This is a genomic window from Pseudarthrobacter oxydans (assembly GCF_034258515.1).
Classification (GTDB): domain Bacteria; phylum Actinomycetota; class Actinomycetes; order Actinomycetales; family Micrococcaceae; genus Arthrobacter.
Genome location: NZ_CP139438.1, coordinates 2,205,503 through 2,229,556 on the forward strand (window position 1 = coordinate 2,205,503; position 24,054 = coordinate 2,229,556).

Consider the following 24,054-nt stretch of genomic DNA (forward strand, 5'->3'; position numbering starts at 1 on the left):
GCCAAATTACCCCTACCTACCGCGGCCCCAGCGCGCCGCAGAATACCGGAGCCCCTCCATGACTGAAGCAGCCACCGCCCCCCGCAGCGTCCTCATCACCGGCGGCAACCGCGGCATCGGCCTGGCCATCGCCGAGGCGTTCCTGGCCAACGGCGACAAGGTTGCCGTCACCTACCGCAGCGAATCGAAACTCCCGGAGGGTATCCTTGGGGTCAAGGCCGACGTCACGGACGAGGCCTCGGTGGACGCCGCCTTCAAGGAAGTGGAAGCGGCGCACGGTCCCGTGGAGGTCCTGGTGGCCAACGCGGGCATCACCAAGGACACCCTGCTGCTGCGCATGAGCGAGGACGACTTCACGTCCGTCATCGACACCAACCTCACCGGCGCGTTCCGCGTCATCAAGCGCGCCTCCAAGGGCATGATCCGGCTGCGCAAGGGCCGCGTCGTCCTGATCTCCTCCGTGTCCGGCCTGTATGGGGCTCCCGGCCAGATCAACTACTCGGCGTCAAAGGCAGGCCTTGTGGGCATCGCCCGTTCCCTGACGCGTGAGCTTGGATCACGGGGGATCACGGCCAACGTCGTCGCCCCGGGCTTCATCAACACGGACATGACTGCCGAACTCCCCGACGCCACCCGGAAGGACTACCTTTCCAGCATCCCGGCGGGCCGCTTTGCCGAGGCCTCCGAGGTAGCCAACGTGGTCCGCTGGATCTCCAGCGACGAGGCCGCCTATATCTCCGGAGCTGTCATCCCCGTCGACGGCGGCCTGGGCATGGGGCACTGACCGGCGCCGGCGAACTAGCAGCCCGGCGCTTCTTTGTGTAGGTCACACAAGGGAATTGGCCGGGGGCGCTGGCATGATGGACTGCAGGCCATCAGCAATTTAGACGTTTCAGACAAAGGAGCCCGCATGGGACTGCTGGATAACAAGACTGCCATCGTGACCGGATCCTCGCGCGGAATTGGCGCGGAGGTAGCCAAGAACCTTGCCCGCGAGGGCGCCGCCGTCGTGGTGAACTACCGCCAGAAGGCACCGCGCGCCAACAAGGTGGTGCAGGGCATCGAGGCCGCCGGCGGCCGCGCCGTGGCCGTGGGCGCCGACCTCACCAGCCAGGAGGGCGTGCAGGCCCTGGCCAGCGCCGCCATGGAGAACTTCGGGTCCCTGGACATCCTGGTGCTGAACGCTTCCGGCGGCATGGAAACCGGCATGGGCGAGGACTACGCGCTCAAGCTGAACCGCGACGCCCAAATCAACATGCTCAACGCCGCCGTGCCCCTGATGCAGGAAGGCTCCCGCGTGGTGTTCGTGACCAGCCACCAGGCCCACTTCATCAACACCGTGCCCACGATGGAAGCCTACGAGCCCGTTGCCCGCAGCAAGCGCGCCGGGGAGGACGCCCTGCGCGAACTCATTCCCGGCCTCGCCGAGAAAGGCATCACCCTGGTGGTTGTGTCCGGCGACATGATCGAGGGCACCGTCACCGCAACGCTCCTGGACCGCTCCACGCCTGGTGCCATCGAGGCCCGCCGCGCTGAAGCCGGAAAGCTGTACTCCGTGGAGGAGTTTGCCGAAGTGGTGGCCAGCATGGTCACCGCCGACGTCGAATCCGGCCACACCGAATACGCCGGCGGGGCAGACTACTTCGGCAAGGGCGCCGGCCAGGCCACGAGCTAGGTCCCAGCCAAAACGCCGGATGGCACGTTGCGGCGCGACGTGCCATCCGGCGTTTAAGGGGAGGCGCCGCTCAGACGCCGGCGACGTACCGGACGGCGTCGAGGTACGGCATGTTGACGGCGGCGTCAGCCACGGCGCGCACGGCGGGTTTGGCGTTGAAAGCGATGCCAATGCCGGCCGCACCGAGCATGTCCAGGTCATTGGCGCCGTCACCCACGGCCACCGTGTGCTCCAGCGCGATGCCCTCCGCTGCTGCCCATTCACGCAGGTATTTTTCCTTGGCTGCCCGGTCCACCACGGCGCCGAGCACCTTGCCCGTCAGCGCGCCGTCGACAATCTCCAGCTCGTTCGCCTGCCAGTAGTCCAGGCCCAGCTCATCGGCGATCGGCTCCAGGATCTGGTTGAAGCCGCCCGACACAACTGCAACCACGTGGCCGGCAGCCTTGAAGGCGGAAACCAGTTCCCCGGCTCCCAGGCTCAGCTTCACTTCCTGGCGGACGGAGTGGACGACGTCGGCCGGAAGCCCCGCGAGGACTGCCACCCGTGCGTGGAGGCTTTGGGCGAAATCCAGTTCCCCGCGCATTGCGGCTTCGGTGACAGCGGCCACTTCTTCGCGTTTCCCGGCGTAGGCGGCCAGGAGTTCGATGACCTCCTGCTGGATCAGGGTGGAGTCCACGTCCATGATCAGGAGTTTGCGTTCGGCTGACCGCAGGCCGGCAGGGACCAGGGCGGTGTCCAACCCGCCGATGGAGGCCCCGGCCAGGGCATGGCGAAGGGCGGCAAGTCCGGCGGCCGTCGCATCCGGGAGCGCCAGGTCCGCGACGTGGACCTGGTACCGCTCGTCGCCAAGGCTTGCCTCTGACAGAATGGCGGCGCCGTGCGCGGTGAAAATGGAACGGAGCTGCTCCAGCCCGGTTGTGGTTACATTCAGGCCGTAGCTGACCGCAGTCACGTTCGAAGTCATGCCTGCAATCTTAGCCAGCGGGGGAGGGGTCCCTTGAATTCATTTCACGGCTGCTGAAAGGTGGCAAGCGGACAGCATAAACGGTCGCACCTGGAGGAACCCATGATTGAGCTGCTCACGCCCCGCGAGGTTGACGAGGCCCGTGTTTCGGGCCAGTTCGTGGCGAAGACCTTGGCGGCGTTGAGGGAGAGAGTCGGGCCGGGAACGAACCTCCTGGAAATAAACGACTGGGCTGCCTCCATGATCCAGGCCGCGGGCGCGCGCTCCTGCTACTTCGACTACGCCCCCTCATTTGGGCGCGGCCCCTTTGGGAAAGTCATCTGCACGTCCGTGAACGACGCCGTCCTGCACGGGCTGCCCCATAACTACGTGCTGATCGACGGGGACCTGCTGACGCTCGATTTCGCCGCGAGTGTCAACGGTTGGGTGACGGACTCGGCAATCAGCTTCGTCGTAGGGAATTCGTCCGCGCCCGAAGACCGGCACATGATCGAAACCACCGAGAAGGCCCTCCTGGCCGGCATCGGCGCAGCGCAGCCGGGAGCCAGGATCGGAGACATCTCCCACGCGATCGGCTCGGTGCTTGAAGCGGCACAGTTCCAGGTCAATACCCAGTTCGGCGGGCACGGCGTCGGGAGCACCATGCATCAGGACCCGCACATCCCCAATACCGGTAAACCCGGCCGCGGATACGTGCTTCGCCCGGGACTGCTGTTGGCCATAGAACCTTGGGTCATGGACGGCACCAGCAAGCTCGTTACCGATCCGGACGGGTGGACGCTGCGCAGTTCCAACGGCCGCCGGACCGCGCACTCGGAGCACACCATAGCCGTCACCGGATCCGGTCCGCTGGTCCTCACTCAACTGGCATGACGGGCATGCGGGGAAGCTGCCCATCCAGGGTTTCGCTGTTACCTGCGCCGGTTATCAGTCGGCCTCTTTTTTGTCCTAGTGTCTACTCCTATGAGTGATGTTCTGGAATTGGCTTCCGTCAGCGTTGTCCGCGGCAAAAAGACCCTGCTGGACAAAGTCGATTGGGAGGTCAATGAAGGCGAACGCTGGGTGATCCTCGGACCCAACGGCGCCGGCAAGACGACGCTCCTGCAGATCGCTGCAGCCCGGCTCCACCCCAGCAGCGGTAAGGCCGGCATCCTTGACGAAATCCTCGGGCGCACGGACGTCTTCGAGCTCCGCCCCCGGATCGGGCTTTCCTCCGCCGCGCTGGCCACCCAGATTCCTGAACAGGAGAAGGTCCTCAACGTCGTGGTCACCGCCGCCTACGGTGTCACCGGCCGCTGGCGCGAGGGCTACGAGCGCGACGACGAGCGGCGGGCTTTCCGACTGCTCAACGACTGGGGGATGGGCCCGCTCCTCAACAGGACCTTCGCCACCCTGTCGGAGGGGGAGCGCAAGCGTGTCCAGATCGCCCGTGCCCTCATGACCGATCCCGAGCTGCTGCTGCTTGATGAACCGGCGGCCGGCCTGGACCTTGGTGGCCGCGAGGAACTCGTCCACAAGCTTGGGGAACTCGCACAGGACGAGGCCGCGCCGGCCATGGTCCTGGTGACGCACCACCTGGAGGAAGTCCCGCCGGGCTTCACGCACGCCATGCTGCTGCGTGACGGCGGCGTGGTCGCCGCGGGTGTGATCACGGATGTCCTGACAGCGGAAAACCTCAGCAAGACTTTCGGGCTGGACCTGGACGTGAGCGTCAACGCCGGCCGGTACACCGCCGTCGCCCGCCGCTAAGGCGGCACTGCAGCACCTTGGATCTTCTCAGCAGCATCTTTGTGACCATCGCCGGCCTCTGGGCCGGCACCATCAACGCCGTCGTGGGCTCCGGCACCCTGGTGACGTTCCCCGTGCTCATCGCCCTCGGGGTCGCCCCGGTGGTTGCCTCCATGAGCAATGCCATGGGCCTTGTCTTCGGCACGGCGGCTGGAGCGTTCGGTTACCGGCGCGAACTGAAGGGCCGCGGACGGCAGCTGATGAGGCTCCTGCCGGCCTCCCTTCTCGGCGGCATCTCCGGCGCCTGGCTGCTCCTGCACCTCCCCGAAGAGGTATTCCACTACGTTGCGCCCGTCCTCATTGTCCTGGCCCTCCTGATGGTGGTCTTCCAGCCCCGCCTGCAGGCCTGGGTGCGCACCCGGGAGGCGAACCCGGAACACGCCGTACGGGACAAGGGGCACGGCATCCTCCTGGTGGTGCTGGTCTACCTCGCCGGCGTGTACGGCGGCTACTTCGTTGCGGCCCAGGGAATCCTGCTGGTGGGCATCCTGGGCGTCTTCCTGACGGGCACCATCCAGAACGCCAACGCCATGAAGAACATCCTGGTCCTGGGCGTGAACCTCGTGGCCGCGGTGTCCTACGTGCTGTTCGCGTTCGACCGGATCAACTGGCTTGTGGTGCTGCTGATTGCCGTGAGCTCCAGCATCGGCGGTCTCATCGGGGCCAAAGTGGGCCGCCGGCTCCCACCCGCGGTGCTGCGGGCCGTGATCCTTGTCCTGGGCCTGGTGGCCCTCGGATTCATGATCGCCAATCTGCTGAAATAATCACCCGGTGACAATCCACTATCTTGAATCGGCCGCGGACCCCCGGGTCTCCGACTACACGCAGCTCACTGACGTGCACCTGCGCAAGCTCCGGGAGCCGGCTGAAGGCATGTACATTGCCGAGTCTTCCCGCGTGCTGCGCCGGGCGCTGGCCGCCGGACACCAGCCGCGGTCCTTTTTCCTGGCGGAAAAGTGGCTGGACGACCTCCAGGACGTCCTGGCCGCCCACCCGGAGGTCCCCGCCTTCATTGGCAGCGCCGCCCTGCTGGAGGAGATCACCGGTTTCCACCTGCATCGCGGGGCCATGGCGGCGATGCATCGCCCGGCTCCGGTCCCGCTGCCGGAGCTGCTGGCCGGTGCACGCAGGGTGGCCGTCCTCGAGGACATCGTGGACCACACCAACGTGGGCGCCATCTTCCGGTCGGCAGCCGCCTTGGACATCGACGCCGTCCTGGTCTCACCCCGCTGCGGCGATCCGCTGTACCGGCGGAGCGTCCGGGTGAGCATGGGCACGGTCTTCCAGGTGCCGTGGGCCCGGCTGACCAGCTGGCCGCAGGACCTCCTCCTGCTCAAGGACCACGGCTTCACGGTCGCGGCGCTGGAGCTCACCAAGGACGCGGAGGACGTGGACGCGGTGGCTGCCCGGAACCCGGAAAAACTCGCCCTGGTGCTTGGCACCGAAGGTGCCGGAATGAGCCCTGAGACCCTCGCCGCCGTCGACCTCGCCGTCAAGATACCCATGCGCAACGGCGTGGATTCCCTGAATGTTGCGGCCGCATCGGCGGTGGCGTTCTGGGAGCTGCGCCCCCGGGACCACGCCGGGCACCCCGTTCGCGGGCACCATGGTTATCCGCTATGATTGATAGCTGGCTGCCCTGCGCTTCACCGCACAGAACGCGGCCATCCCATTCATACCTGGCAGCTGGCAAAATCCAGTTGTGCGAACAAAGGTCCCATTATGAAGTCTGATATCCACCCGAAGTACGAAGCTGTTGTTTTCAACGACCTGGCTTCCGGCACGAAGTTCCTGACCAAGTCCACCGTTTCCTCCTCGAAGACCATCGAGTGGGAAGACGGCAACACCTACCCGGTCATCGACGTCGAAATCTCCTCTGAGTCCCACCCGTTCTACACGGGCAAGCAGCGCATCATGGACTCCGCAGGCCGCGTCGAGCGCTTCAACGCCCGCTTCAAGGGCTTCGGCGGCAAGAAGTAACATACTTCCGCAAGGTTCTTTGGGAAAGCCCGCACCGGCAACCGGTGCGGGCTTTCTGCGTTCCGGCACCGTATTACTTGGGTGCGCCGCTCCTGGGGCAGGATGGAAGCATGACCGGCACACCTGTTCCAGAGCATCCTTCCGCCGCCCGCCTGCACGGTGAATATAAGGTACCCGGCGGCAAGCTCGTGGTGGTTGACCTGGACGTCATTGGCGGCCGGCTCGCCAATGTGAGCGTCAGCGGCGATTTCTTCCTGGAGCCGGACGAGGCACTCCTGGACATCAACCGTGGCTTGACCGGACTGCCTGACACGACGACGGCGGCCGAGCTTGCCGCCGCCGTCTCGGCTTCGCTGCCGGCCGGGGCAGCCCTGTTCGGCTTCTCCGCGGACGCCGTCGCGGTCACCGTCCGCCGTGCCCTCGCGAAGGCGACCTCGTGGGCGGACCACCAGTGGAACGTCATCGCACCCACCGTCCTGCCGACAGAAATCAATGTTGCCCTCGACGAGGTCCTCACAGAGGAAGTCGGCGCGGGCCGGCGCAACCCGACGCTCCGCTTCTGGGACTGGCAGGAGCCGTCCGTGGTCATCGGCAGCTTCCAGTCGGTCCGCAACGAGGTGGACCCGGCCGGCGTGGAGAAGCACGGCATCACGGTGGTCCGGCGCATCAGCGGCGGGGGAGCAATGTTCATGGAGGCAGGCAACTGCATCACCTACTCCCTCTACCTGCCGCAGACCCTCGTTGACGGCATTAGTTTCGCCGACTCCTATCCCTTCCTGGATGCCTGGGTCATGGCGGCACTGGAGAATCTCGGCATCAACGCCTTCTACGTACCGCTGAACGACATCGCCACGGACCAGGGAAAAATCGGCGGGGCAGCGCAGAAACGCCTCGCCAACGGCGGCATGCTGCACCACGTGACCATGAGCTACGACATCGACGCCGACAAAATGGTCGAAGTGCTGCGGATTGGCAAGGAGAAGCTCTCGGACAAGGGCACCCGCAGCGCCAAGAAGCGGGTGGACCCGCTCCGGCGCCAGACCGGCCTGGCACGCACCGCCATCATTGCCGCCATGAGCGAGGTATTCACCGGCAGGTACGGCGCAATTCCCTCACAGCTGACCGAAGCCGAACTTGGCGCGGCCCGTGAACGCGTCGGCAGCAAGTTCGGCACGGCAGACTGGCTGCACCGCGTCCCGTGAGCCCATCCATCGCTCCGTAACTGCCGTTTTCACCGGCGAAAACGACAGTTACTTGGGCCCACACCCGTGGAGTTCCCTGGCCGAGCCTGCGAGGCGAGGGCACGGGTGGGGAGCAGCCGATGGTGAATTCACGACGGCGGCCTGTGCGTTGAGCGCCCGCAGCAGGTGGCTGCGCTGCTCCACGACGATGCGCCGCAGGGCGCGGGGAGCGTCTCCGTTGTCCGCCAGCCACTTGTCAGTGCGAAGGATGACCGGATGCTCCGCCGGTGCCGAGCCCTCCGCCACGTCCTGCGCCAGGGGATAGAGGCCCCGGACGATCCGGCCGGCGATCTCGATGCTGCGGCTCTCCCATACGCTGCGCAGGCACTCGAAATAAGGTTCAACATAAGGCTCCAGCAGCTCCGCGGGGGACGTCATGAAACCGCTGATGGTGGCGCTCAGGAGCTGGTTGGAGAGCTCATGCCCGTGCACCGCCGCCGTCCAGGCCGCTGCCTTCACGTCCGTACCAGGACGGGCGGCGATCGCTGTGGCATGCCCGGCGCGTCCGGAGGCCGTGGTGTCCCGGGCGAGTTCGGCGTCCAGTTCTTCCACCGTGGCCTGGCCATGTGCTGCCAGGGCATGCCAGAAGTGCCAGCGTAGTTCGGCGTCCACTGCCAGCCCGGCCACCTCGGCGGTGCCGTCCAGGAGGCCGCGCAGCCGGGACGCCATGGCGTCATCATGCCGGCTGAGGGTGGCCAGGGTCCTCGCCCATGCCAGCTGCTGGTCCGAGCCGGGCCTGGCTGCGTCCAGTTCGCCGGCTGCGGCAGCCAGGAAGGAGGACCGTACGGCGCTCCGGACGGAGGCGGGCGTGTAGCGTTCGACGGCGGTGCCGGCGTTCTCAAGGACATTCAGCAGTACGCCGATGCCGGTTTCGGCAGGTGCGAACGCTGCGACAGCCTCGACGTACCGTGATGCCGGGCTTTCCCCGTCGCGGGCTGAATTCCAGAGCGCCGTCCAGCACAGCGCCCGGGCCATGGGGTCGGCGAGCCGATCCAGGGAGGAAAGGACCGTGGCTTCGGACGCCGGATCGAGCCGGACTTTGGCGTACGTGAGGTCCTCGTCATTAACGAGCAGGAGCCCGGGCCGCGGCCGGCCGGACAGCTGGGGGAGTTCGGTCCGCGCGCCCGCCACGTCCGTCTCGAACGTCCCGGTCCGCACCAGGGCCCCGTCGGCGTCGAAGTTGTAGGAGCCGACGCGGAGCCGGTGCGGGCGCAGCTCCTCGCGTCCGGTGACCGGGTCCACCGCTTCCTGGACGATGGCCGCTGTGCCCAGCCGGCCGTCGTCGCCCGCTGCATCTGCTGCGATGTCCAGGGACAGCGTGGAGATGCCCGAGGTCTGCAGCCACTGCTGCGCCCAGCCGGCCAAGTCCCGCCCGGAGGAGGCACTCAACGCGGCCAGCAGGTCGTCAAGCGTTGTGTTGCCGTAGGCGTGCTTACGGAAGTAGGCACGGGAGCCCTCAATGAACGCCTCGAACCCTACGTAGGCCACCAGCTGCTTCAGCACCGAGGCGCCCTTGGCGTAGGTGATGCCGTCGAAGTTCTGCTTGGCGGCCTCGAGGTCCGGGATGTCCGCCACGATCGGGTGCGTGGTGGGCAGCTGGTCCTGGAGGTAGGCCCACGCCTTGCGCTTGTTGGCGAAGTTCACCCAGGCCGTGTCCCAGTCAGTGGCCTGGTCCACGCCCAGGGTTCCCATGTAGTCGGCAAAGGATTCCTTGAGCCACAGGTCATCCCACCACTGCATGGTCACCAGGTCGCCGAACCACATGTGCGCCATCTCGTGCATCAGGGTGTTGGCCCGCCCCTGGTACTGGGAGTCGGTGGCGCGCGAGGTGAAGACGTAGCTTTCGGTGAACGTGACCAGGCCCGGGTTCTCCATGGCGCCGAGGTTGTACTCCGGCACGAAGGCCTGGTCGTACTTGCCCCAGGGGTAGGGGTAGTCGTAGAGCCGGTTGAAGAAGTCCAGGCCGTCTTTGGTGAGCCGGAAGAGTTTGTCCGTGTCGAAGGAGTGCGCCATGGAGGCGCGGCAGTAGAGGGCGAGCGGCACGTCCAGGGAGGTCCCGTCGTCGAGCGTTGCCTGCCAGCGGTCCTGCGCCTTGAAGTAGGGGCCGGCCAGCACGGTGGTGATGTACGTGGACATCGGTTCCGTGGCCGCGAAGTCCCAGCGTGCCGAGGCGGGGTCGTCGGGAAGGACGGTCCGGTCAACCTCTGCCCCGTTGGAGGCGACGTGCCAGCCGGCGGGGGCCGTCACGTGGAAGGTGTACGTGGCTTTGAGGTCGGGCTGCTCGAAGTTGGCGAAGACCCGGCGTGCGTCCGCGGGCTCGTACTGCGTGTAGAGGTAGCACTGCCCGTCGGCAGGATCAACGAACCGGTGCATGCCTTCGCCGGAGCGGCTGTACAGGGCAGTCCCGGCCACTGCCACCTGGTTGTGGGGCTGCAGGCTGTCCAGCCTGATCCTGGCGCCGTCCGCCACGTCCTCAACGCGGAGTTCCCTGCCGTTCAGGACAACGCTGTGGACCTCCCCGATGAAGTCCAGGAACGTTGCTGCCCCGGACTCGGCGGCGGTGAAGGTGATGATGCTGCGGGTTGGATAGCCGGCGGCGTCCGGGTCCGCAGCCTGCCGGACGTCCAGCGAAACGTCGTAGCTGGTGGTGCTGATCAGGACTGAGCGTTCAGCGGCTTCGTCGCGCTGCAGATTCTCATGTGACACCCAGCTATCTAATCACGGGATGGGTGACCGGAATCATGCGGCGATCAGCAGGGCAGCCGCCAGTCCCAGGACGGCAATCAGGAACCATGAGGCGAGGGCCGCCAGAAGTGCCCGCCCGCCGGTGTGCAGGAGCGTCCGCATCCGGACAGCGGACCCCAGCCCGAACAGCGCGGCGCCGAGCAGGATGTCCTGCAGTGCGCCACCTGCCTCCAGCCATTCCGGCGCCAGCCAGCCGGTGGAACGAAGCCCCACCATGGCGACGAAACCCAGGACGAAAAGCGGCACCACCGGCGGCAGTTTGGCGTTCCCGCCGTCCCCGGGAACTGCCGGCCCGGGGGCGATACGGTGGTGCGCGCCGGCTATTGCTGAGACCGGCGCCAGCAGGAGCACCCGGGTGAGCTTAACCACGACGGCGATGCCCAGCGCCGCAGTCCCCGCCGTTTGCGCCGTGGCCACCACCTGGCCGACGTCGTGCACCGATGCGCCCGTCCAGGCGCCAAAGACCGGCGCGCTGAGCCGGAGGGGATGAACCAGCAGGGGAAGGACGCCGATGGCAAGGGTTCCGCAGAGCGTCACGAGGGCCACCGGCAGGACGGTGTCCACATGCCGGATCCGGCGGACGGCCGCCATGGCGCCGATGGCCGAAGCGCCGCAGATTGAGAACCCGGTGGCCACCAGGAGCGACGTCACCGGCGGGAGCCGGAAGAGCCGGGAGATGGCGTATGTCCCGCCGAAGCTCGCCGCCACGACGCCAATGATCAGGACCAGGGACAGCCAGCCCAGTCCCAGCACGTCGGTGATGCTGACCTTCAGCCCGAGCAGGACGATTCCGCCGCGCATAAGATGTTTCCCGGCGAAGTCCAGTCCGGGCCGGGCCCTGCCGGCTGTCCATGCTCCGGCCGCCGGCAGGTTCGCGGCAAGGACGCCCAGGGCCACCGCCAGTGTCATGGCCGGCAGCGCGGGCACCAGCCAATGGACCAGGAACGCGGCGGCCAGCGCAACTGCCGCTGAAGCCAGGCCCGGGAGGAGCCTCTCCGGCCGTCCGGGCAGGTCCGGACCGGGGTTGCGGAAGGATCTGCTGACGGGCACTCACCTACTGTGCCGGAAAAGGGGCGGAATCCACGAATAGGGGGACCTCCGCCAACACGCCACAATGGATGGCAGTAATGAATTCGAAACAAAAAGATGGTTGGCTATTGGACATGTCAGACCTATTCCAGGATTACTCCGTGGCCGCCGGCCGGTCCGGAGCCTATGACGAGATGTTCGCCCCCGGGCAACAGGCCCGTGACTCGTACGGGCAGGTGGCGGACGCCCTTCGCAAGCTCTCCCTGGCCGATGTCAGTGCGCGCGCCGACTCAATGGCGCGCACGTTCCTGGACCGCGGCGTGACGTTCGATTTCGCGGGGGAGGAGCGCCCGTTCCCGCTGGACATCGTTCCCCGCGTCATTCCGGCCGGCGAGTGGGATGTACTGGAGCGCGGGGTAGCCCAGCGGGTACGCGCCCTCGAGGCGTTCCTCAACGACGTGTACGACAAGATGACCGTGGTGGCAGACGGCGTGATCCCGCGGCAGCTGGTCACCACCAGCGCGCACTTCCACCGGCAGGTCCATGGCTTCGAACCGGCCGGCGGCGTCCGGGTCCACATCTCCGGCATCGACGTTGTCCGTGATGCCGCCGGAACGTTCCGCGTGCTGGAGGACAACGTCCGCGTTCCCTCCGGCGTGAGCTACGTCCTGGAGAACCGCCGGGCCATGGCCAAGGGCCTGCCGGAGGCTTTCGGCCAGCAGCTCATCCGGCCGGTCGAGGAGTACCCGCGGCGCCTGCTCTCTGCCCTGCGGAAGACCGCGCCGTCCGGCGTGGACGATCCCACCGTCGTCGTCCTGACCCCCGGCGTGTTCAACAGCGCCTACTTCGAGCACACCCTGCTGGCCGGACTGATGGGCGTTGAGCTGGTGGAGGGCCGCGACCTCATCTGCCGCGGCAACCGCGTATACATGCGCACCACGGCGGGCGAGCAGCGCGTGGATGTCATCTACAAGCGGATCGACGACGATTTCCTTGACCCCCTGCAGTTCCGCGCCGACTCCATGCTCGGCTGCCCCGGGCTGGTCAACGCGGCCAGGGCCGGCGGGGTCACCATTGCCAACGCCGTGGGCAACGGCGTCGCGGACGACAAACTGGTCTACAGTTACGTCCCTGACCTCATCCGCTACTACCTCAGCGAGGAACCCATCATCGCCAACGTGGACACATACCGCCTGGAGGAGAAGGAATCCCGCGAGTACACCCTGGACAACCTGGCCGAACTGGTGGTCAAGCCCGTGGACGGTTCCGGCGGCAAGGGCCTGGTTATCGGGCCGGATGCCTCCAAGGACGAACTGGACGCCCTCCGCCAGCGGATCATCGCTGACCCCCGCGGCTGGATCGCCCAGCCGGTGCTGCAGCTCTCCACGGTCCCGACGCTGAGCGGGGACAAGTTCGGCCCCCGCCACGTGGACCTGCGCCCCTTCGCGGTGAACGACGGCGAGAACGTCTGGGTGCTCCCGGGCGGCCTGACCCGCGTGGCACTCAAGGAGGGCTCGCTGATCGTGAACTCCAGCCAGGGCGGCGGATCCAAGGACACCTGGGTCCTGGCCGATTCCCCCCAGGTGCCGGTGGAAACCGTGCCGCGGCCGTCCATCTCCGTCCGGGAGCGCGTTTCCGTGTGGCCGGTGGAGAGCAACTGGCGGGACCGCCAGTCGGAGCAGCAGCAGTGAGCCGGGCCGTAGGCCGGACAGTTTCTTATCCAGGTTCGGGCACGCAGGAGGTAGCCGCGAATGCTTAGCCGTATTGCCGAGTCCCTTTTCTGGATCGGCCGCTATGTGGAGCGGGCGGACGGCACCGCCCGGATCCTTGACGTCCACCTGGAGCGCCTGAACCACCTCCCCATGGAGGAACGCAAGAGCGTGGCGCAGGAGCTTCTGGCGGTCATGGGAGCCAGGCCGCAGAGCGATGATTTCGGGCTGCCCGAACTGCTCCACGCACTTGCCTATGACAAAACCAGCGCCACCTCCATTGCCGGTTCCCTCGGGGCGGCGCGGGAGAACGCCCGGCGCGCCCGGGAGACTGTCTCCTCCGGTCTCTGGGAGAGCCTGAACACCACGTATTACGGGCTGAGCCAGCACCGAAAGGACGTTGTGGGCACGTACCGGTTCTGCAACTGGACCCTTGAACGGACGGCCATGGTCAGCGGCCTGGCGGACACCACCGTCAGCCACGACGAAAGCTGGCTCTTCCTGGTGCTGGGCCGCTCCCTGGAACGGGCGGACATGACGGCCCGCATGCTCTCCACCCGGGACGTGCTGTCCGCCGGCATGTCATGGGTCAACATGCTCCGGTGCGCCGGGGCGTACGAGTCCTTCCTGCGTACGCGGCGTGCCGCCTTTGGAGACCAGCACGCTGCCGAGTTCCTGCTGCTGGACCGCCTCTTCCCGCGGTCCATCGTCTATGCCCTGCGGGATGCCGATGAATGCCTTGCAAAACTTGATCCTTCCGCCCAGCGGGTGGGTTTCATCAATGATGCGCGGCGGATTGTGGGGCAGGCGCGGACGTTCCTCGAGTTCCACCGGACGGACGATCTCATGTCCGAGTTGCCCGAACACATGGAGCGGGTGCAGAAAGCCGTCTCACAGGCCTCGGACGCCATTTCCCGTAAGTACTTCAATCAGGCGGATGAACTGGCCTGGGTGGGAGAAGTTTCATGACCCGGCTGAGCATCGTCCACAAGACGGCCTACAAGTACAACAAGAGGGTCACGCTGTCCTACAACGAGGCCCGCATGACGCCGCTGACGGATTCCCAGCAGGTGGTGCTGGAGTCCGTGGTCAAGGTTTCGCCGTCGCAGGCTGCCGTGAGCACCTACCGGGACTACTGGGGCACCCGGGTTACTGCCTTCGACATGCAGATGCCGCACGATCACCTTGAAGTTGTTTCCAACATCACGGTGGAGGTCCACCGGGCCGAGAAGATCCCGTCGGAGTCGGACATTGCCGGCTGGGACGTCCTGGCCTCGCCCGAGACGCTCAACACCTTCAGCGACTGGCTTCCGCAGTCCAGGCTGAGCGGCCCGGGAGACGAAGTCCTGGGCATCATCCCGGGAGTCGTGGCCGGGAAGAACCCGCACGAGGCCGCCATGGCAGTGTTCGAGTGGATGCGCGGCGAAATGACCTACATGTCCGGTTCCACCGCGGTCACCACCAACGCGGAAGAGGCCTGGGGGCAGCGCCAGGGCGTGTGCCAGGACCTTGCCCACCTGGCCATCGGTGCGCTGCGCAGCTGCGGCATCCCGGCGCGTTACGTCTCCGGTTACCTGCACCCCCGTTCCAGCGCCGGAATCGGCGAAACCGTGGCCGGCCAATCCCATGCATGGCTGGAGTGGTGGGACGGCGACTGGCGCAGCTGGGACCCCACCAACCACAAGCCGGCCGGCGACTTCCACGTGACGGTGGCCCGGGGCAGGGACTACCGCGACGTGCCGCCGCTGAAGGGCATTCTTTCCGGCGGGGGCGGTTCAGCCCTGAGCGTCAGCGTGGAAATCACCCAGCTCGCCTGACGGGCCCGCGGGCTTTTACTCCTGCGCGGTCCTCACAGCGCCGCTGAGCTGGGTCCACCAGGTCATGGGTTCCGTCACCTTGAAGCGGCGGCCGGTGATGGAGTCCGGCGTGATCCGGACGAAGATGTCCTTTTTCCCTGCCTGCCAGGGAAAGAGGAAGAGCTGGGTGGTTTCCAGGACCTGCTCCGTGCCGGTGACGACGGCGGCAGTGCCCTTCACCACCACGCTCCAGGCCAGTCCCGTATTGGGGTCCACCCCGTCCGCCTCCAGCGCCACCGGGGCGTCCTCCGAAGCGCCGGAAAGCTTGGTGCCCTCGCTGGTGCGGAACACCAGGGTGCCCCGGTCAACCGTGTAATTGATGGGGAAGATGTCCGGGCGTCCCGCCACCAGCACCGCCAGCCGGCCGACGGACACGGTGCGGAGCACGGCCCAGCACTCATGGTGTTCAAGATTCTGCACTTCAGATACGGGTTCGGCACTCATGCGGCGAGCTTACCCTCACCAAGGGCTGGGTTTGTAGTCCTTGAGGAACACGCCGTACTGGTCCTCGCCGTTCTCCCCCATAACGATGGGATCGTAGACGCGGGCGGCACCATCAACGAGGTCCAGGGGCGCGTGGAAGCCTTCCTCCATGAGCCTGACCTTGGTGTAGTGGGGACGCTCGTCGGTAATCCAGCCGGTGTCCACGGCGGTCATCAGGATGCCGTCACTGTCCAGCATCTCCTGGGCGCTGGTGCGAGTCATCATGTTGAGCGCCGCCTTGGCCATGTTGGTGTGCGGGTGGCCCGGACCCTTGTAGGCGCGGGAGAACTGGCCTTCCATCGCCGAGACGTTGACGATGTATTTCCGGCGGGCGGTGGATCGCTTCATGGCTCCCCGCAGCCGGCTCACCAGCAGGAAGGGCGCGGTTACGTTGCAGAGCTGCACCTCGAGCATCTCGAGCGGATCCACCTCGTCCACCACCTGGGTCCAGCTGTTGATGGTGGCCAGGTCCGGTACCAGCCCGCCCGCGTCGATGGCCGTTCCTGACGCAATGCGCTCCAGCGAGGCCGATCCGGTGGACAGCGCCAGCGACGTGATGGCGTCCCCGGCCAGGACCGGGTGTTCTGTCACGCTGCTGGCAAGCGCCAAGGGGTGCTTGTCATGGGCGTGGCCGAACGTCACCAGTTCCGGACCGCCGTTGGCCTGCTCCAGCGCGGCCGGAAGCGGTTCATCCTCGGCGTCCACCAACGGCTTGTAGGCATTGCCGGAACGGCGGACCGTCTGCGCCGCGTTGTTGATGATGATGTCCAGCGGGCCTGCCTCATTGAGCGAGTCCGTGAGGGCCATGACCTGGGCGGGGTCGCGGAGGTCGATGCCCACGATCCGGAGCCGGTGCAGCCATTCGCCGCTGTCCTCCATGGCGGCGAACCTGCGGGCGGCGTCCTTGGGGAAGCGGGTGGTGATGGTGGTGTGGGCACCGTCGCGGAGCAGTCGAAGCGCGATGTACATCCCGATTTTGGCCCGCCCCCCGGTCAGCAGGGCGCGGCGGCCGGTCAGGTCGGTCCGGGCGTCCCGCTTGCTGTGGCTGAAGGCAGCGCACTCCGGGCACAGCTGGTGGTAGAAGGCGTCAACCTGGGTGTAGTGCCGTTTGCAGATGTAGCAGGGGCGCGAGCGGATCAGGTGCCCGGCAACCTTGCCGGTGGCCGAGGTGGCCAGCTTGTTCCCGCGGGTCTCGTCGTCGATCCGGTCCGGCGCGGCGGTTGCCGTCCGGGCAATGACTGCCCGGTCCGCCTCGGAGATCAGGTCGCGCTTTGTGACCCTGCGGTGCCGCTTGACGGCCTTGAACATTTTCCCCGTGGCGCGCCGCACCGAAACATAGTCCGGGTGCTCCTCGTCATAGGCATGGATGGTATTCAGGACCTTGAGGCAGGCCTGGATTTCCTCAGGGGTCAGATCGGGGGAGCTCACCGTATCGATTTTACAGCCTGGGATCAAGCCGGCCGCACCCCCTGGGGGATGGGCCGGCCCGCTGAACGATGTCAGGAAATCCGCGCCCCCTGCGCAGAGTCTGCAGCAGCCGCTGCGTGGTTCTGGGCGACCCTGTCCACGGACTCCCGCACTCCGGGGTGGAGGTCTGCAGCCGCCTTCACGGCGTTCGGGACGAGGTGGAGGTTCCTGGCAGCGAGCGTCCGTTCCTCCTCGCCGGGCTCGGGAACGTTCTGTCCCTTGGCGAGCACCGTGATGCCCGAGTCGGTGACCTTGAAGCCGCGGGCCCGGTCCAGCTCCGCGTCCAGGCCAATGGCCGCGCCTGCCGGTACCTTGACGTTCTTGTCGATGATGGCCCGGTTGATCACCGCGCCCTCGCCCACCTGCACTTTGTCCATCAGGACCGAGTCGATGACACGGCTGCCGGTGGCCACGTAGACGTCGTTGGACAGGACGGAGCCTTCCACGATGCCGCCGGAGATCACGACGCCGCTGGAGACGATCGAGTCCAGGGCCGTGCCCACCGTGTTGTTCTGGCCGCGGACGAACTTGGCGGGCGGCGAGATGCTCTGCCGCGTGTAGATGGGCCATTCCGAGTTGTAGAGGTTGAAGACCGGGAGCGGGGAGATCAGGTCCATGTGGGCGTCGTAGAAGGAGTCGATGGTGCCGACGTCGCGCCAGTACGTGCGGTCGCGTTCGGTGGAGCCGGGAATGTCATTGAGCGTGAAGTCGTACACGCCGGCCTCGCCCTGGTTCACGAAGTAGGGGATGATGTCTCCGCCCATGTCGTGCTTGGTGTCCAGCCGCTCGGCGTCCACGTGCAGCGCCGCTACCAGGGCATCGGCGTCAAAGACGTAGTTGCCCATGGAGGCCAGGAACTGCGACGGGTCCGCGGCCAGTCCGGGGGTGGTGGCAGGCTTTTCCACGAACGCGGCAATCTTTTGGGGATCGTTCTGGTCCACTTCGATCACGCCGAACTGGTTGGCCATGTGCAGTGGCTGCCGAACAGCGGCCACTGTTGCCTTGGCGCCGCTGTGGACGTGCTGGGCCACCATCTGGGCGAAGTCCATGCGGTAGACATGGTCCGCGCCGACCACCACAACAATGTCCGGGTTGGCGTCGTGGATCAGGTTCAGGGACTGGTAGATGGCGTTTGCGCTGCCCAGGAACCAGCTCTTGCCCACGCGCTGCTGGGCCGGAACCGAAGCCACGTAGTTGCCCAGCTGGGTGGACATGCGCCAGGTCTCGGAGATGTGGCGGTCCAGGCTGTGCGACTTGTACTGCGTCAGCACCACGATCTGCAGGTAGCGGGAGTTCACCAGGTTGGACAGCGCAAAGTCGATCAGGCGGTAACTCCCGGCGAAGGGGACCGCGGGTTTGGCCCGGTCCGCCGTCAGCGGCATCAGCCTGTTTCCCTCGCCCCCTGCGAGGACAATGGCCAGGACTCTTTTGTTCAACGGCATAATGGTCGCTCCTGTACGCCTTCGTATCTCCCCAAGACAGTCCGGCATGCCCGGACTCCTTCACACTAGAACAGTTAAGCGTGAAGGACTACCTTGGGTCTTGTGCGAATAGACATTGTGACTAAAGAGTTCCCGCCGGAGATCTACGGTGGCGCCGGAGTCCACGTAGCCGAATTGAGCAGGGTGCTTAGTAAGCATGTTGACCTGCAGGTTCGTGCTTTTGGCGCTCCCCGCGATACCGACTATCATGGCGCCACCGTGACGTCCTACCAGGTGCCTGAGGACCTTGGCGGGGCCAACGCCGCGGTGCAGACCCTCGGGGTGGACCTCCGGATCGTCCCGGACGTGGAAGGCGCGGACCTGGTCCATTCGCATACCTGGTACGCCAACATGGCAGGGCACCTGGCATCCCTGCTGCACGGCATCCCGCATGTCCTCAGCGCCCACAGCCTGGAGCCGCTGCGCCCCTGGAAGGCGGAGCAGCTCGGCGGCGGGTACGCGCTCTCTTCCTGGGTGGAGAAGACGGCTTATGAGGCTGCGGCAGCCATCATCGCTGTTTCCGAGGGTATGCGGCAGGACATCCTGCGCAGCTACCCGGACGTTGATCCCGCGAAGGTCAAGGTGGTCCACAACGGCATTGACGTCGAGCTGTGGCAGCGCGACGAGAATGACGACGCCGTCCGCGCCTTGGGCATTGATCCGGCCAAACCCAGCGTGGTTTTCGTGGGCAGGAACACCCGCCAAAAAGGCGTTCCCTACCTGCTGCGGGCTGCCGCGAAGCTGCCCGCCGATGTTCAACTGGTCCTGTGCCTGGGCGCAGCGGATACCCCCGAGCTCGCTGCCGAGACTGCCCGCCTGATCGAGGACCTGCAGAGCCAGCGAACCGGCGTGGTGCTCATTGAGCGCATGTTGCCCCGGCACGAGCTCATCCAGGTCCTCAGCCACGCCACCGCGTTCGCCTGCCCCTCGATCTACGAACCCCTCGGCATCGTGAACCTGGAAGCAATGGCCTGCGGCGCCGCAGTGGTGGCCAGCGCCACCGGCGGCATCCCGGAGGTGGTGGAGCACGGCCAGACCGGCCTCCTCGTGGACCTTGAGCAGGTCACCGACGGCACCGGGACCCCCCTTGATCCGGAGAAGTTCGTCACCGAATTCGCGGCCGCCCTCACCGAGGTTGTGTCTGATCCGGAGCGGGCACGCGCCATGGGCCAGGCCGGCCGGCTGCGCGCCGAGAAACACTTCTCCTGGGAGTCCATCACCGAGACCACCCTGGACGTGTACCGCTCGGTGCTGCCGTCCCACGGCTAACGACCCCTCGCTATTAATTACGACGGCGCCGCTCCCCTCACGAGGGGGCGGCGCCGTCGTTCATTAGGCCGTTGGCCGTCAGTTCCGTTTCGCCGCAGCGGTCCTGGCCAGCAGGACCTTCTCATCCACCGGGGACTGGCCGCTTGCCCGCTGGCTGCGGAAGTAGGCCCGCGCCTCATCCTGCCGCTTCTTCTCCGCACCGGTCGCGATTGCGGCGCGCACGTGGTCGCCGCCGTAGCCAAAGGCGTCCACGAGGTCCAGCGCATGCGGGCGGATCTTCACCAGCAGCCTGTTGATGTATTCACCCACCGTTCTGGCCCGCTGCATGGAAAGGCGGCCGTTCATGAGGTACCAGGACAGGTTCTTTTCAATCAGCGACAGGCCGAAGAGGTCACGCAGCCACGTCAGCACCGTCCTGGTGCCTGGGTCCTCCACCTCGCGAAGCGCGTCGGTGAAGGCCTCCCATTGCAGCAGTTCGGCGTGCGCCTGGGCGGCATCGATGAGTTCGTTCTGGTGACGGTTGAACAGTGCCGCGCCCTTTTCCTGGGAAAGCCGGTTGCTGCCTTTAAGGGCTGTTGCCGCTTCCGCCACCATGGTCTGCACCCTGTCCGTAAGGAGGGCACGCTGGCCCTCCTCGTCACGGAGGGCGATGGCGGCTTTCTGCACCGAGCCGGTGTCCGCCATGAACTGGGCCACCTGCCGCAGTCCTGTCCGGTGGATTGCAGCGCCGGTTGCCTGGCCCACCACATAGCGGGCCAGTACCCCGAAGTCCACGTTCCGGAACTCCTTGGCGTAGTCGGCCAGGAGGCGCTTGGCCACCAGCTGCAGCAGCACGGTGTTGTCGCCCTCGAACGTGGCGTAGACGTCAAGATCGGCCCGCAGCGACGCAAAGCGGTTCTCGATCAGGAAGCCGGCACCGCCGCAGGCTTCGCGGCATTCCTGCAGGGTGTCCAGCGCATGCCAAGTGCTCAGGGCCTTCAGTGCGGCGGCGAGTGTTTCCAGGTCCTGGCGGTCGGCGTCGGTGTCGTGGGCGCCGGAAAAGACGTCGTCGAACTTCTCCAGGAGCTGCTCATGGGCGAACCCCGCTGCGTAGGTAGTGGCGAGCCGGGTGAACAGCCGGCGCTGGTGGCGCTGGTAGTCAAGCAGGACTTCTTCGTCCGTATGGGAGGAGGCGTTGAACTGGCGGCGCTCGGTTGCGTATCGGATGGCCGCCGTCAGGGCCACCCTGGACGCAGCCACGGCGGCGCCGTCCAGCGACACCCGGCCCTGGACAAGGGTTCCCAGCATGGTGAAGAACCGCCGGCCCGGGCTGGCGATAGGGGAGGTGTATGTGCCGTCCGGGGCTACGTCGCCGTAGCGGTTCAGGAGGTTCGTCCGGGGGATCCGGACGTTGGTGAAGTGCAGCCGCCCGTTGTCGATTCCGTTGAGTCCACCCTTGATGCCGTCGTCCTCGCCGCCGATGCCGGGCAGGAACTCCTTGGTTTCCGGGTCCCGCAGGTCCACGTAGAAGGCATGTACGCCGTGGTTGACGCCGCGGGTGACAAGCTGGGCGAACACCACGGCGCCCAGTCCGTCGTTGGCCGCGTTCCCGATGTAGTCCTTCCAGGCGGCGCGGAACGGCGTGTGCACCACGAATTCTTCAGTGGACGGATCGTACGTGGCCGTGGTCGCGATGCTGGCCACGTCGGAGCCGTGTCCCGTCTCGGTCATGGCGAAGCAGCCCGGGATATCCAGGTTCATGATGCCGGGAAGCCATTTCGCATGGTGTTCGGCGGTGCCAAGGTGCATGACGGCGGAGCCGAACAGGCCCCACTGCACGCCGGCCTTGATCTGCAGCGAGGGATCGGCCACCACAAGTTCCTCGAAGCCGGCGATGTTTCCGCCGTGGTCGTCGGCGCCGCCCAAGGCTGCCGGGAAGGCGCGGTGCACCGCCTCATTGTCCACAAGGTACCTCAGCTGTCCGTACACCCTGGTCCGGTGCTCGGTGTGGGTCAGGCCTTCAATCTTGTGAAGCTCGGGGCGTGCGGCAAGGTCCCGGGCCTGCAGCCGGACGGCCGCCCACTTGCCGAGCAGCTGCTTGCCCAGCGTTTCGACGTCGACGGCGGGCTGGGGCCGGGCGGCGGTGCCGGGGACCGCTTTTTGCGGTGCTTCCGGGCGCTTCCCCTTGCCGGTGGGACGGTCCACTACTTCAGTCATGTCAATGTCCTTCGTTGGTGCTGACAGTGTTTGGTGGTTTGCATTGGAGTTAGGTCATTCCCGCGCGGCCGGGGTGAGCTCGGGAGCTATGCCGACGCAGAGCCAGGCCGTGATCTGGCGTGCCATTGCTTCCTGGTCAGGTTTGGCGGGGGAGTCCGGCGTGCTGAGCCATTGCTCGCCGGCATTCCGTACCAGTCCAATCGCGGCCTTCGGCCAGTAGCCGATCACGGCGTGCTTGCCGTCCCCCAGGTGGGACCGCATGGGCGTAGCGATCATCTCCGCGATGGCGTCGAAGAAGTGCCCCAGCGCCCCGGAGACAGCTCCCGATGAACCCTCCGGGTCGCCGCTGCCATGCCGGGTGACAAACGTATAGACGTTGGGGCTGGTCTCCGCCATTTGCAGGTAGGCCGAGACCATGGCCAGAAGCCCTTCACGGGGGGTATGGGCGCTCTGCGCGGCTTCCTTGATCCTGCGCTGCATCTGGCTTAAGACCACTTCACCCACTGCCTGCTGGAGCCCGGCCTTATCGCCAAAGTAGCGGTAGAACACGGACTTTGAGGTTCCTGCAGCAGCGGCAATCTCCTCCATGGAGGCGTCACTTCCCAGCAGGTGCACAGCCCGCCGTGCCGATTTGATCAGCTCCCTCCGGCGCTCCTCCCGATGGCTCTGCCAGCGCGAAGAACGTCCGTCGGGGCTGCCTGGCACAGAGGCATCCGGGGGGTTCGTGTGGGTGATGTTCACGATACCCAGCGTATCAGGTACGCTGGGTATCGGTAACCGAACGTGACCCGAGGAGAGCCCATGTCCATTGACGGACAGTCCAGCACCGGACCCGAAGACCCAAACACCCGCACGGCAGGCACCCCTGCCACCCGCCGGGCCGTGATCGTCGGCGGGAACCGGATCCCGTTTGCCCGCGCCGGCGGATCCTACGCAAAATCCTCCAACCTGGACATGCTGACCGCCGCCCTTGACGGCCTGATCGCGCGCTTCGGCCTCCAGGACGAGCGCATCGGCGAAGTGGCCGCAGGCGCCGTCCTCAAGCACTCCCGGGACTTCAACCTCACCCGCGAAGCGGTCCTGGGTTCCGCTCTCTCCGCCGAGACCCCTGCCTATGACCTGCAGCAGGCGTGCGCCACAGGGCTGGAGACCGTGGTGGGCCTGGCCAACAAGATCAAGCTGGGCCAGATCGATTCCGCAATCGCCGGCGGGGTGGATTCGGCGTCCGATGCTCCGATCGTGGTCAGCGAGGGCCTCCGCGAGGTGATCCTGGACCTCAACCGGGCCAAGACCCTTACGCAGCGCCTGCAGGTACTCGGGCGGCTGCGGCCGAAGGATCTCGCCCCGCTGGCACCCGGCACGGCCGAGCCCCGGACCGGACTTTCGATGGGCGAGCACCAGGCCCTGACCACGGCGCAGTGGAAGATCTCCCGCGAGTCCCAGGACGAACTGGCCTACAACAGCCACAGGAACCTCGCCGCCGCCTACGAGTCAGGGTTCTTCGATGACCTCGTCACGCCCTACCGGGGACTGGTGCGGGACGGCAACCTCCGTGCAGACACCTCGCTCGAAAAGCTCTCTACCCTGAAGCCGGTCTTCGGCAAGAACCTCGGTGCTGCGGCCACTATGACTGCCGGCAACTCCACCCCCCTCACCGACGGGGCGTCCACGGTCCTGCTGGCTTCCGAGGCCTGGGCAGACGCCCGCGACCTGCCCAAGCTCGCTGCCGTGGTGGATGCGGAAGCCGCGGCCGTGGACTTTGTCCATGGCAAGGACGGCCTGCTGATGGCCCCCGTGTTCGCCGTGCCCCGGCTGCTGGCCCGCCAGGGCCTCACACTGGCGGACATTGACTTCTTCGAAATCCACGAGGCATTCGCAGCCACGGTCCTCGGCACCCTGGCGGCCTGGGAGGACGAGGAGTTCGGCCGTACCCGCCTTGGCTTGCAGGGCGCCTTCGGCAGCATTGACCGGTCGCGCCTGAACGTAAACGGGTCTTCGCTGGCTGCCGGCCATCCCTTCGCCGCCACCGGCGGCCGGATCGTGGCTTCGTTGGCCAAGCAGCTGCATGCCACGGGCAGCACCGCCGGCCGGCCCGCGCGCGGACTGGTCTCGGTCTGCGCGGCCGGCGGCATGGGCGTCGTCGCTGTTCTCGAATCACTGTAGGAGGTTCC

The 24,054-nt window shown here is 66.5% G+C and carries 21 protein-coding genes; 13 read left to right on the forward strand and 8 right to left on the reverse strand.

Annotated features, from left to right (window positions below):
* Positions 1–58: 58 nt before the first annotated feature.
* Both SMD14_RS09960 and SMD14_RS09965 read left to right on the forward strand, forming a co-directional pair.
* Positions 59–784 (forward strand): beta-ketoacyl-ACP reductase, encoded by a 726-nt coding sequence (locus SMD14_RS09960; RefSeq protein WP_157242343.1) that lies wholly within the window; start codon positions 59–61, stop codon positions 782–784.
* 126 nt (positions 785–910) lie between these two features.
* A complete protein-coding gene (locus SMD14_RS09965; protein WP_157242342.1) occupies positions 911–1,675 on the forward strand; it encodes an SDR family oxidoreductase in 765 nt (254 codons plus the stop codon).
* A gap of 70 nt (positions 1,676–1,745) precedes the next feature.
* Here SMD14_RS09965 and serB read toward each other — a convergent pair whose 3' ends face one another.
* Complete coding sequence (serB, locus tag SMD14_RS09970) at positions 1,746–2,639, reverse strand: phosphoserine phosphatase SerB (RefSeq protein ID WP_157242341.1); 894 nt, start codon at positions 2,637–2,639, stop codon at positions 1,746–1,748.
* 102 nt (positions 2,640–2,741) lie between these two features.
* Between serB and map the strand changes: the two genes are divergently transcribed.
* The 6 genes from map to SMD14_RS10000 all read left to right on the forward strand — a co-directional run bounded on the left by map (position 2,742) and on the right by SMD14_RS10000 (position 7,609).
* Positions 2,742–3,512 (forward strand): type I methionyl aminopeptidase, encoded by a 771-nt coding sequence (gene map, locus SMD14_RS09975; protein WP_321216202.1) that lies wholly within the window; start codon positions 2,742–2,744, stop codon positions 3,510–3,512.
* A 90-nt stretch (positions 3,513–3,602) separates the two neighbouring features.
* Positions 3,603–4,388 (forward strand): ABC transporter ATP-binding protein, encoded by a 786-nt coding sequence (locus SMD14_RS09980; protein ID WP_157242339.1) that lies wholly within the window; start codon positions 3,603–3,605, stop codon positions 4,386–4,388.
* 17 nt (positions 4,389–4,405) lie between these two features.
* Entirely contained in the window at positions 4,406–5,191 is a 786-nt protein-coding gene (locus SMD14_RS09985) for a sulfite exporter TauE/SafE family protein (RefSeq protein ID WP_321216203.1), read from the forward strand.
* A 7-nt stretch (positions 5,192–5,198) separates the two neighbouring features.
* Complete coding sequence (locus tag SMD14_RS09990) at positions 5,199–6,050, forward strand: RNA methyltransferase (protein WP_321216204.1); 852 nt, start codon at positions 5,199–5,201, stop codon at positions 6,048–6,050.
* Between the two features lie 99 nt (positions 6,051–6,149).
* On the forward strand, positions 6,150–6,407 hold the full coding sequence (locus SMD14_RS09995; protein WP_066275740.1) for a type B 50S ribosomal protein L31: 258 nt from the start codon (positions 6,150–6,152) through the stop codon (positions 6,405–6,407).
* 110 nt (positions 6,408–6,517) lie between these two features.
* Positions 6,518–7,609 carry a biotin/lipoate A/B protein ligase family protein gene (locus tag SMD14_RS10000; RefSeq protein WP_321216205.1) on the forward strand — a complete coding sequence of 364 codons (1,092 nt, stop codon included), beginning with the start codon at positions 6,518–6,520 and terminating at the stop codon, positions 7,607–7,609.
* 48 nt (positions 7,610–7,657) lie between these two features.
* Here the strand turns inward: SMD14_RS10000 and pepN are convergent, their stop codons facing one another.
* Both pepN and SMD14_RS10010 read right to left on the reverse strand, forming a co-directional pair.
* Positions 7,658–10,354, reverse strand: a complete 2,697-nt coding sequence (pepN, locus tag SMD14_RS10005) for an aminopeptidase N (protein WP_321216206.1) — start codon at positions 10,352–10,354, stop codon at positions 7,658–7,660.
* A 33-nt stretch (positions 10,355–10,387) separates the two neighbouring features.
* Positions 10,388–11,443 carry a putative sulfate exporter family transporter gene (locus SMD14_RS10010; RefSeq protein ID WP_321216207.1) on the reverse strand — a complete coding sequence of 352 codons (1,056 nt, stop codon included), beginning with the start codon at positions 11,441–11,443 and terminating at the stop codon, positions 10,388–10,390.
* A 113-nt stretch (positions 11,444–11,556) separates the two neighbouring features.
* Here SMD14_RS10010 and SMD14_RS10015 point away from each other — a divergent pair, with 113 nt between their 5' ends.
* From SMD14_RS10015 to SMD14_RS10025, 3 genes are read left to right on the forward strand one after another with little or no spacing between them, the layout of a single operon-like run.
* Positions 11,557–13,113, forward strand: coding sequence for a circularly permuted type 2 ATP-grasp protein (locus SMD14_RS10015; protein ID WP_157242336.1), 1,557 nt, complete (start codon positions 11,557–11,559; stop codon positions 13,111–13,113).
* A gap of 60 nt (positions 13,114–13,173) precedes the next feature.
* A complete protein-coding gene (locus SMD14_RS10020; RefSeq protein ID WP_015937078.1) occupies positions 13,174–14,100 on the forward strand; it encodes an alpha-E domain-containing protein in 927 nt (308 codons plus the stop codon).
* A complete protein-coding gene (locus SMD14_RS10025) occupies positions 14,097–14,948 on the forward strand; it encodes a transglutaminase family protein (protein WP_157242335.1) in 852 nt (283 codons plus the stop codon). The genes SMD14_RS10020 and SMD14_RS10025 overlap by 4 nt, the downstream gene beginning before the upstream one ends.
* A 15-nt stretch (positions 14,949–14,963) precedes the next feature.
* Here the strand turns inward: SMD14_RS10025 and SMD14_RS10030 are convergent, their stop codons facing one another.
* The 3 genes from SMD14_RS10030 to glgC form a co-directional block, all read right to left on the reverse strand.
* A complete protein-coding gene (locus SMD14_RS10030; RefSeq protein ID WP_157242334.1) occupies positions 14,964–15,431 on the reverse strand; it encodes a pyridoxamine 5'-phosphate oxidase family protein in 468 nt (155 codons plus the stop codon).
* 15 nt (positions 15,432–15,446) lie between these two features.
* The gene (locus SMD14_RS10035) at positions 15,447–16,898 is read right to left on the reverse strand and encodes an SDR family NAD(P)-dependent oxidoreductase (protein WP_321213533.1); all 1,452 of its coding nucleotides are present in this window, start codon (positions 16,896–16,898) and stop codon (positions 15,447–15,449) included.
* A gap of 71 nt (positions 16,899–16,969) precedes the next feature.
* The gene (glgC, locus tag SMD14_RS10040; protein ID WP_321213534.1) at positions 16,970–18,379 is read right to left on the reverse strand and encodes a glucose-1-phosphate adenylyltransferase; all 1,410 of its coding nucleotides are present in this window, start codon (positions 18,377–18,379) and stop codon (positions 16,970–16,972) included.
* Positions 18,380–18,481: 102 nt separating this feature from the next.
* Here glgC and glgA point away from each other — a divergent pair, with 102 nt between their 5' ends.
* Positions 18,482–19,687 (forward strand): glycogen synthase, encoded by a 1,206-nt coding sequence (gene glgA, locus SMD14_RS10045; protein WP_321213535.1) that lies wholly within the window; start codon positions 18,482–18,484, stop codon positions 19,685–19,687.
* A 78-nt stretch (positions 19,688–19,765) separates the two neighbouring features.
* Here the strand turns inward: glgA and SMD14_RS10050 are convergent, their stop codons facing one another.
* Entirely contained in the window at positions 19,766–21,883 is a 2,118-nt protein-coding gene (locus tag SMD14_RS10050) for an acyl-CoA dehydrogenase (protein WP_321213536.1), read from the reverse strand.
* 54 nt (positions 21,884–21,937) lie between these two features.
* Complete coding sequence (locus tag SMD14_RS10055; RefSeq protein WP_321213537.1) at positions 21,938–22,624, reverse strand: TetR/AcrR family transcriptional regulator; 687 nt, start codon at positions 22,622–22,624, stop codon at positions 21,938–21,940.
* A gap of 60 nt (positions 22,625–22,684) precedes the next feature.
* On the opposite strand from SMD14_RS10055, the gene SMD14_RS10060 reads away from it, so the two are divergent.
* Positions 22,685–24,046 (forward strand): acetyl-CoA C-acetyltransferase, encoded by a 1,362-nt coding sequence (locus SMD14_RS10060; RefSeq protein ID WP_157242330.1) that lies wholly within the window; start codon positions 22,685–22,687, stop codon positions 24,044–24,046.
* The last annotated feature ends 8 nt before the right edge of the window (positions 24,047–24,054 follow it).

Coding starts and splice junctions, on each gene's coding strand:
- SMD14_RS09965 (WP_157242342.1), top strand. CDS start 911: ATGGGACTGCTGGATAACAAGACTGCCATCGTGACCGGATCCTCGCGC.
- SMD14_RS10015 (WP_157242336.1), top strand. CDS start 11,557: ATGTCAGACCTATTCCAGGATTACTCCGTGGCCGCCGGCCGGTCCGGA.
- SMD14_RS10025 (WP_157242335.1), top strand. CDS start 14,097: ATGACCCGGCTGAGCATCGTCCACAAGACGGCCTACAAGTACAACAAG.
- map (WP_321216202.1), top strand. CDS start 2,742: ATGATTGAGCTGCTCACGCCCCGCGAGGTTGACGAGGCCCGTGTTTCG.
- glgC (WP_321213534.1), bottom strand. CDS start 18,379: ATGCCGTTGAACAAAAGAGTCCTGGCCATTGTCCTCGCAGGGGGCGAG.
- SMD14_RS09980 (WP_157242339.1), top strand. CDS start 3,603: ATGAGTGATGTTCTGGAATTGGCTTCCGTCAGCGTTGTCCGCGGCAAA.
- serB (WP_157242341.1), bottom strand. CDS start 2,639: ATGACTTCGAACGTGACTGCGGTCAGCTACGGCCTGAATGTAACCACA.
- SMD14_RS09995 (WP_066275740.1), top strand. CDS start 6,150: ATGAAGTCTGATATCCACCCGAAGTACGAAGCTGTTGTTTTCAACGAC.
- SMD14_RS09960 (WP_157242343.1), top strand. CDS start 59: ATGACTGAAGCAGCCACCGCCCCCCGCAGCGTCCTCATCACCGGCGGC.
- SMD14_RS10030 (WP_157242334.1), bottom strand. CDS start 15,431: ATGAGTGCCGAACCCGTATCTGAAGTGCAGAATCTTGAACACCATGAG.
- SMD14_RS10000 (WP_321216205.1), top strand. CDS start 6,518: ATGACCGGCACACCTGTTCCAGAGCATCCTTCCGCCGCCCGCCTGCAC.
- SMD14_RS10050 (WP_321213536.1), bottom strand. CDS start 21,883: ATGACTGAAGTAGTGGACCGTCCCACCGGCAAGGGGAAGCGCCCGGAA.
- SMD14_RS10060 (WP_157242330.1), top strand. CDS start 22,685: ATGTCCATTGACGGACAGTCCAGCACCGGACCCGAAGACCCAAACACC.
- SMD14_RS10020 (WP_015937078.1), top strand. CDS start 13,174: ATGCTTAGCCGTATTGCCGAGTCCCTTTTCTGGATCGGCCGCTATGTG.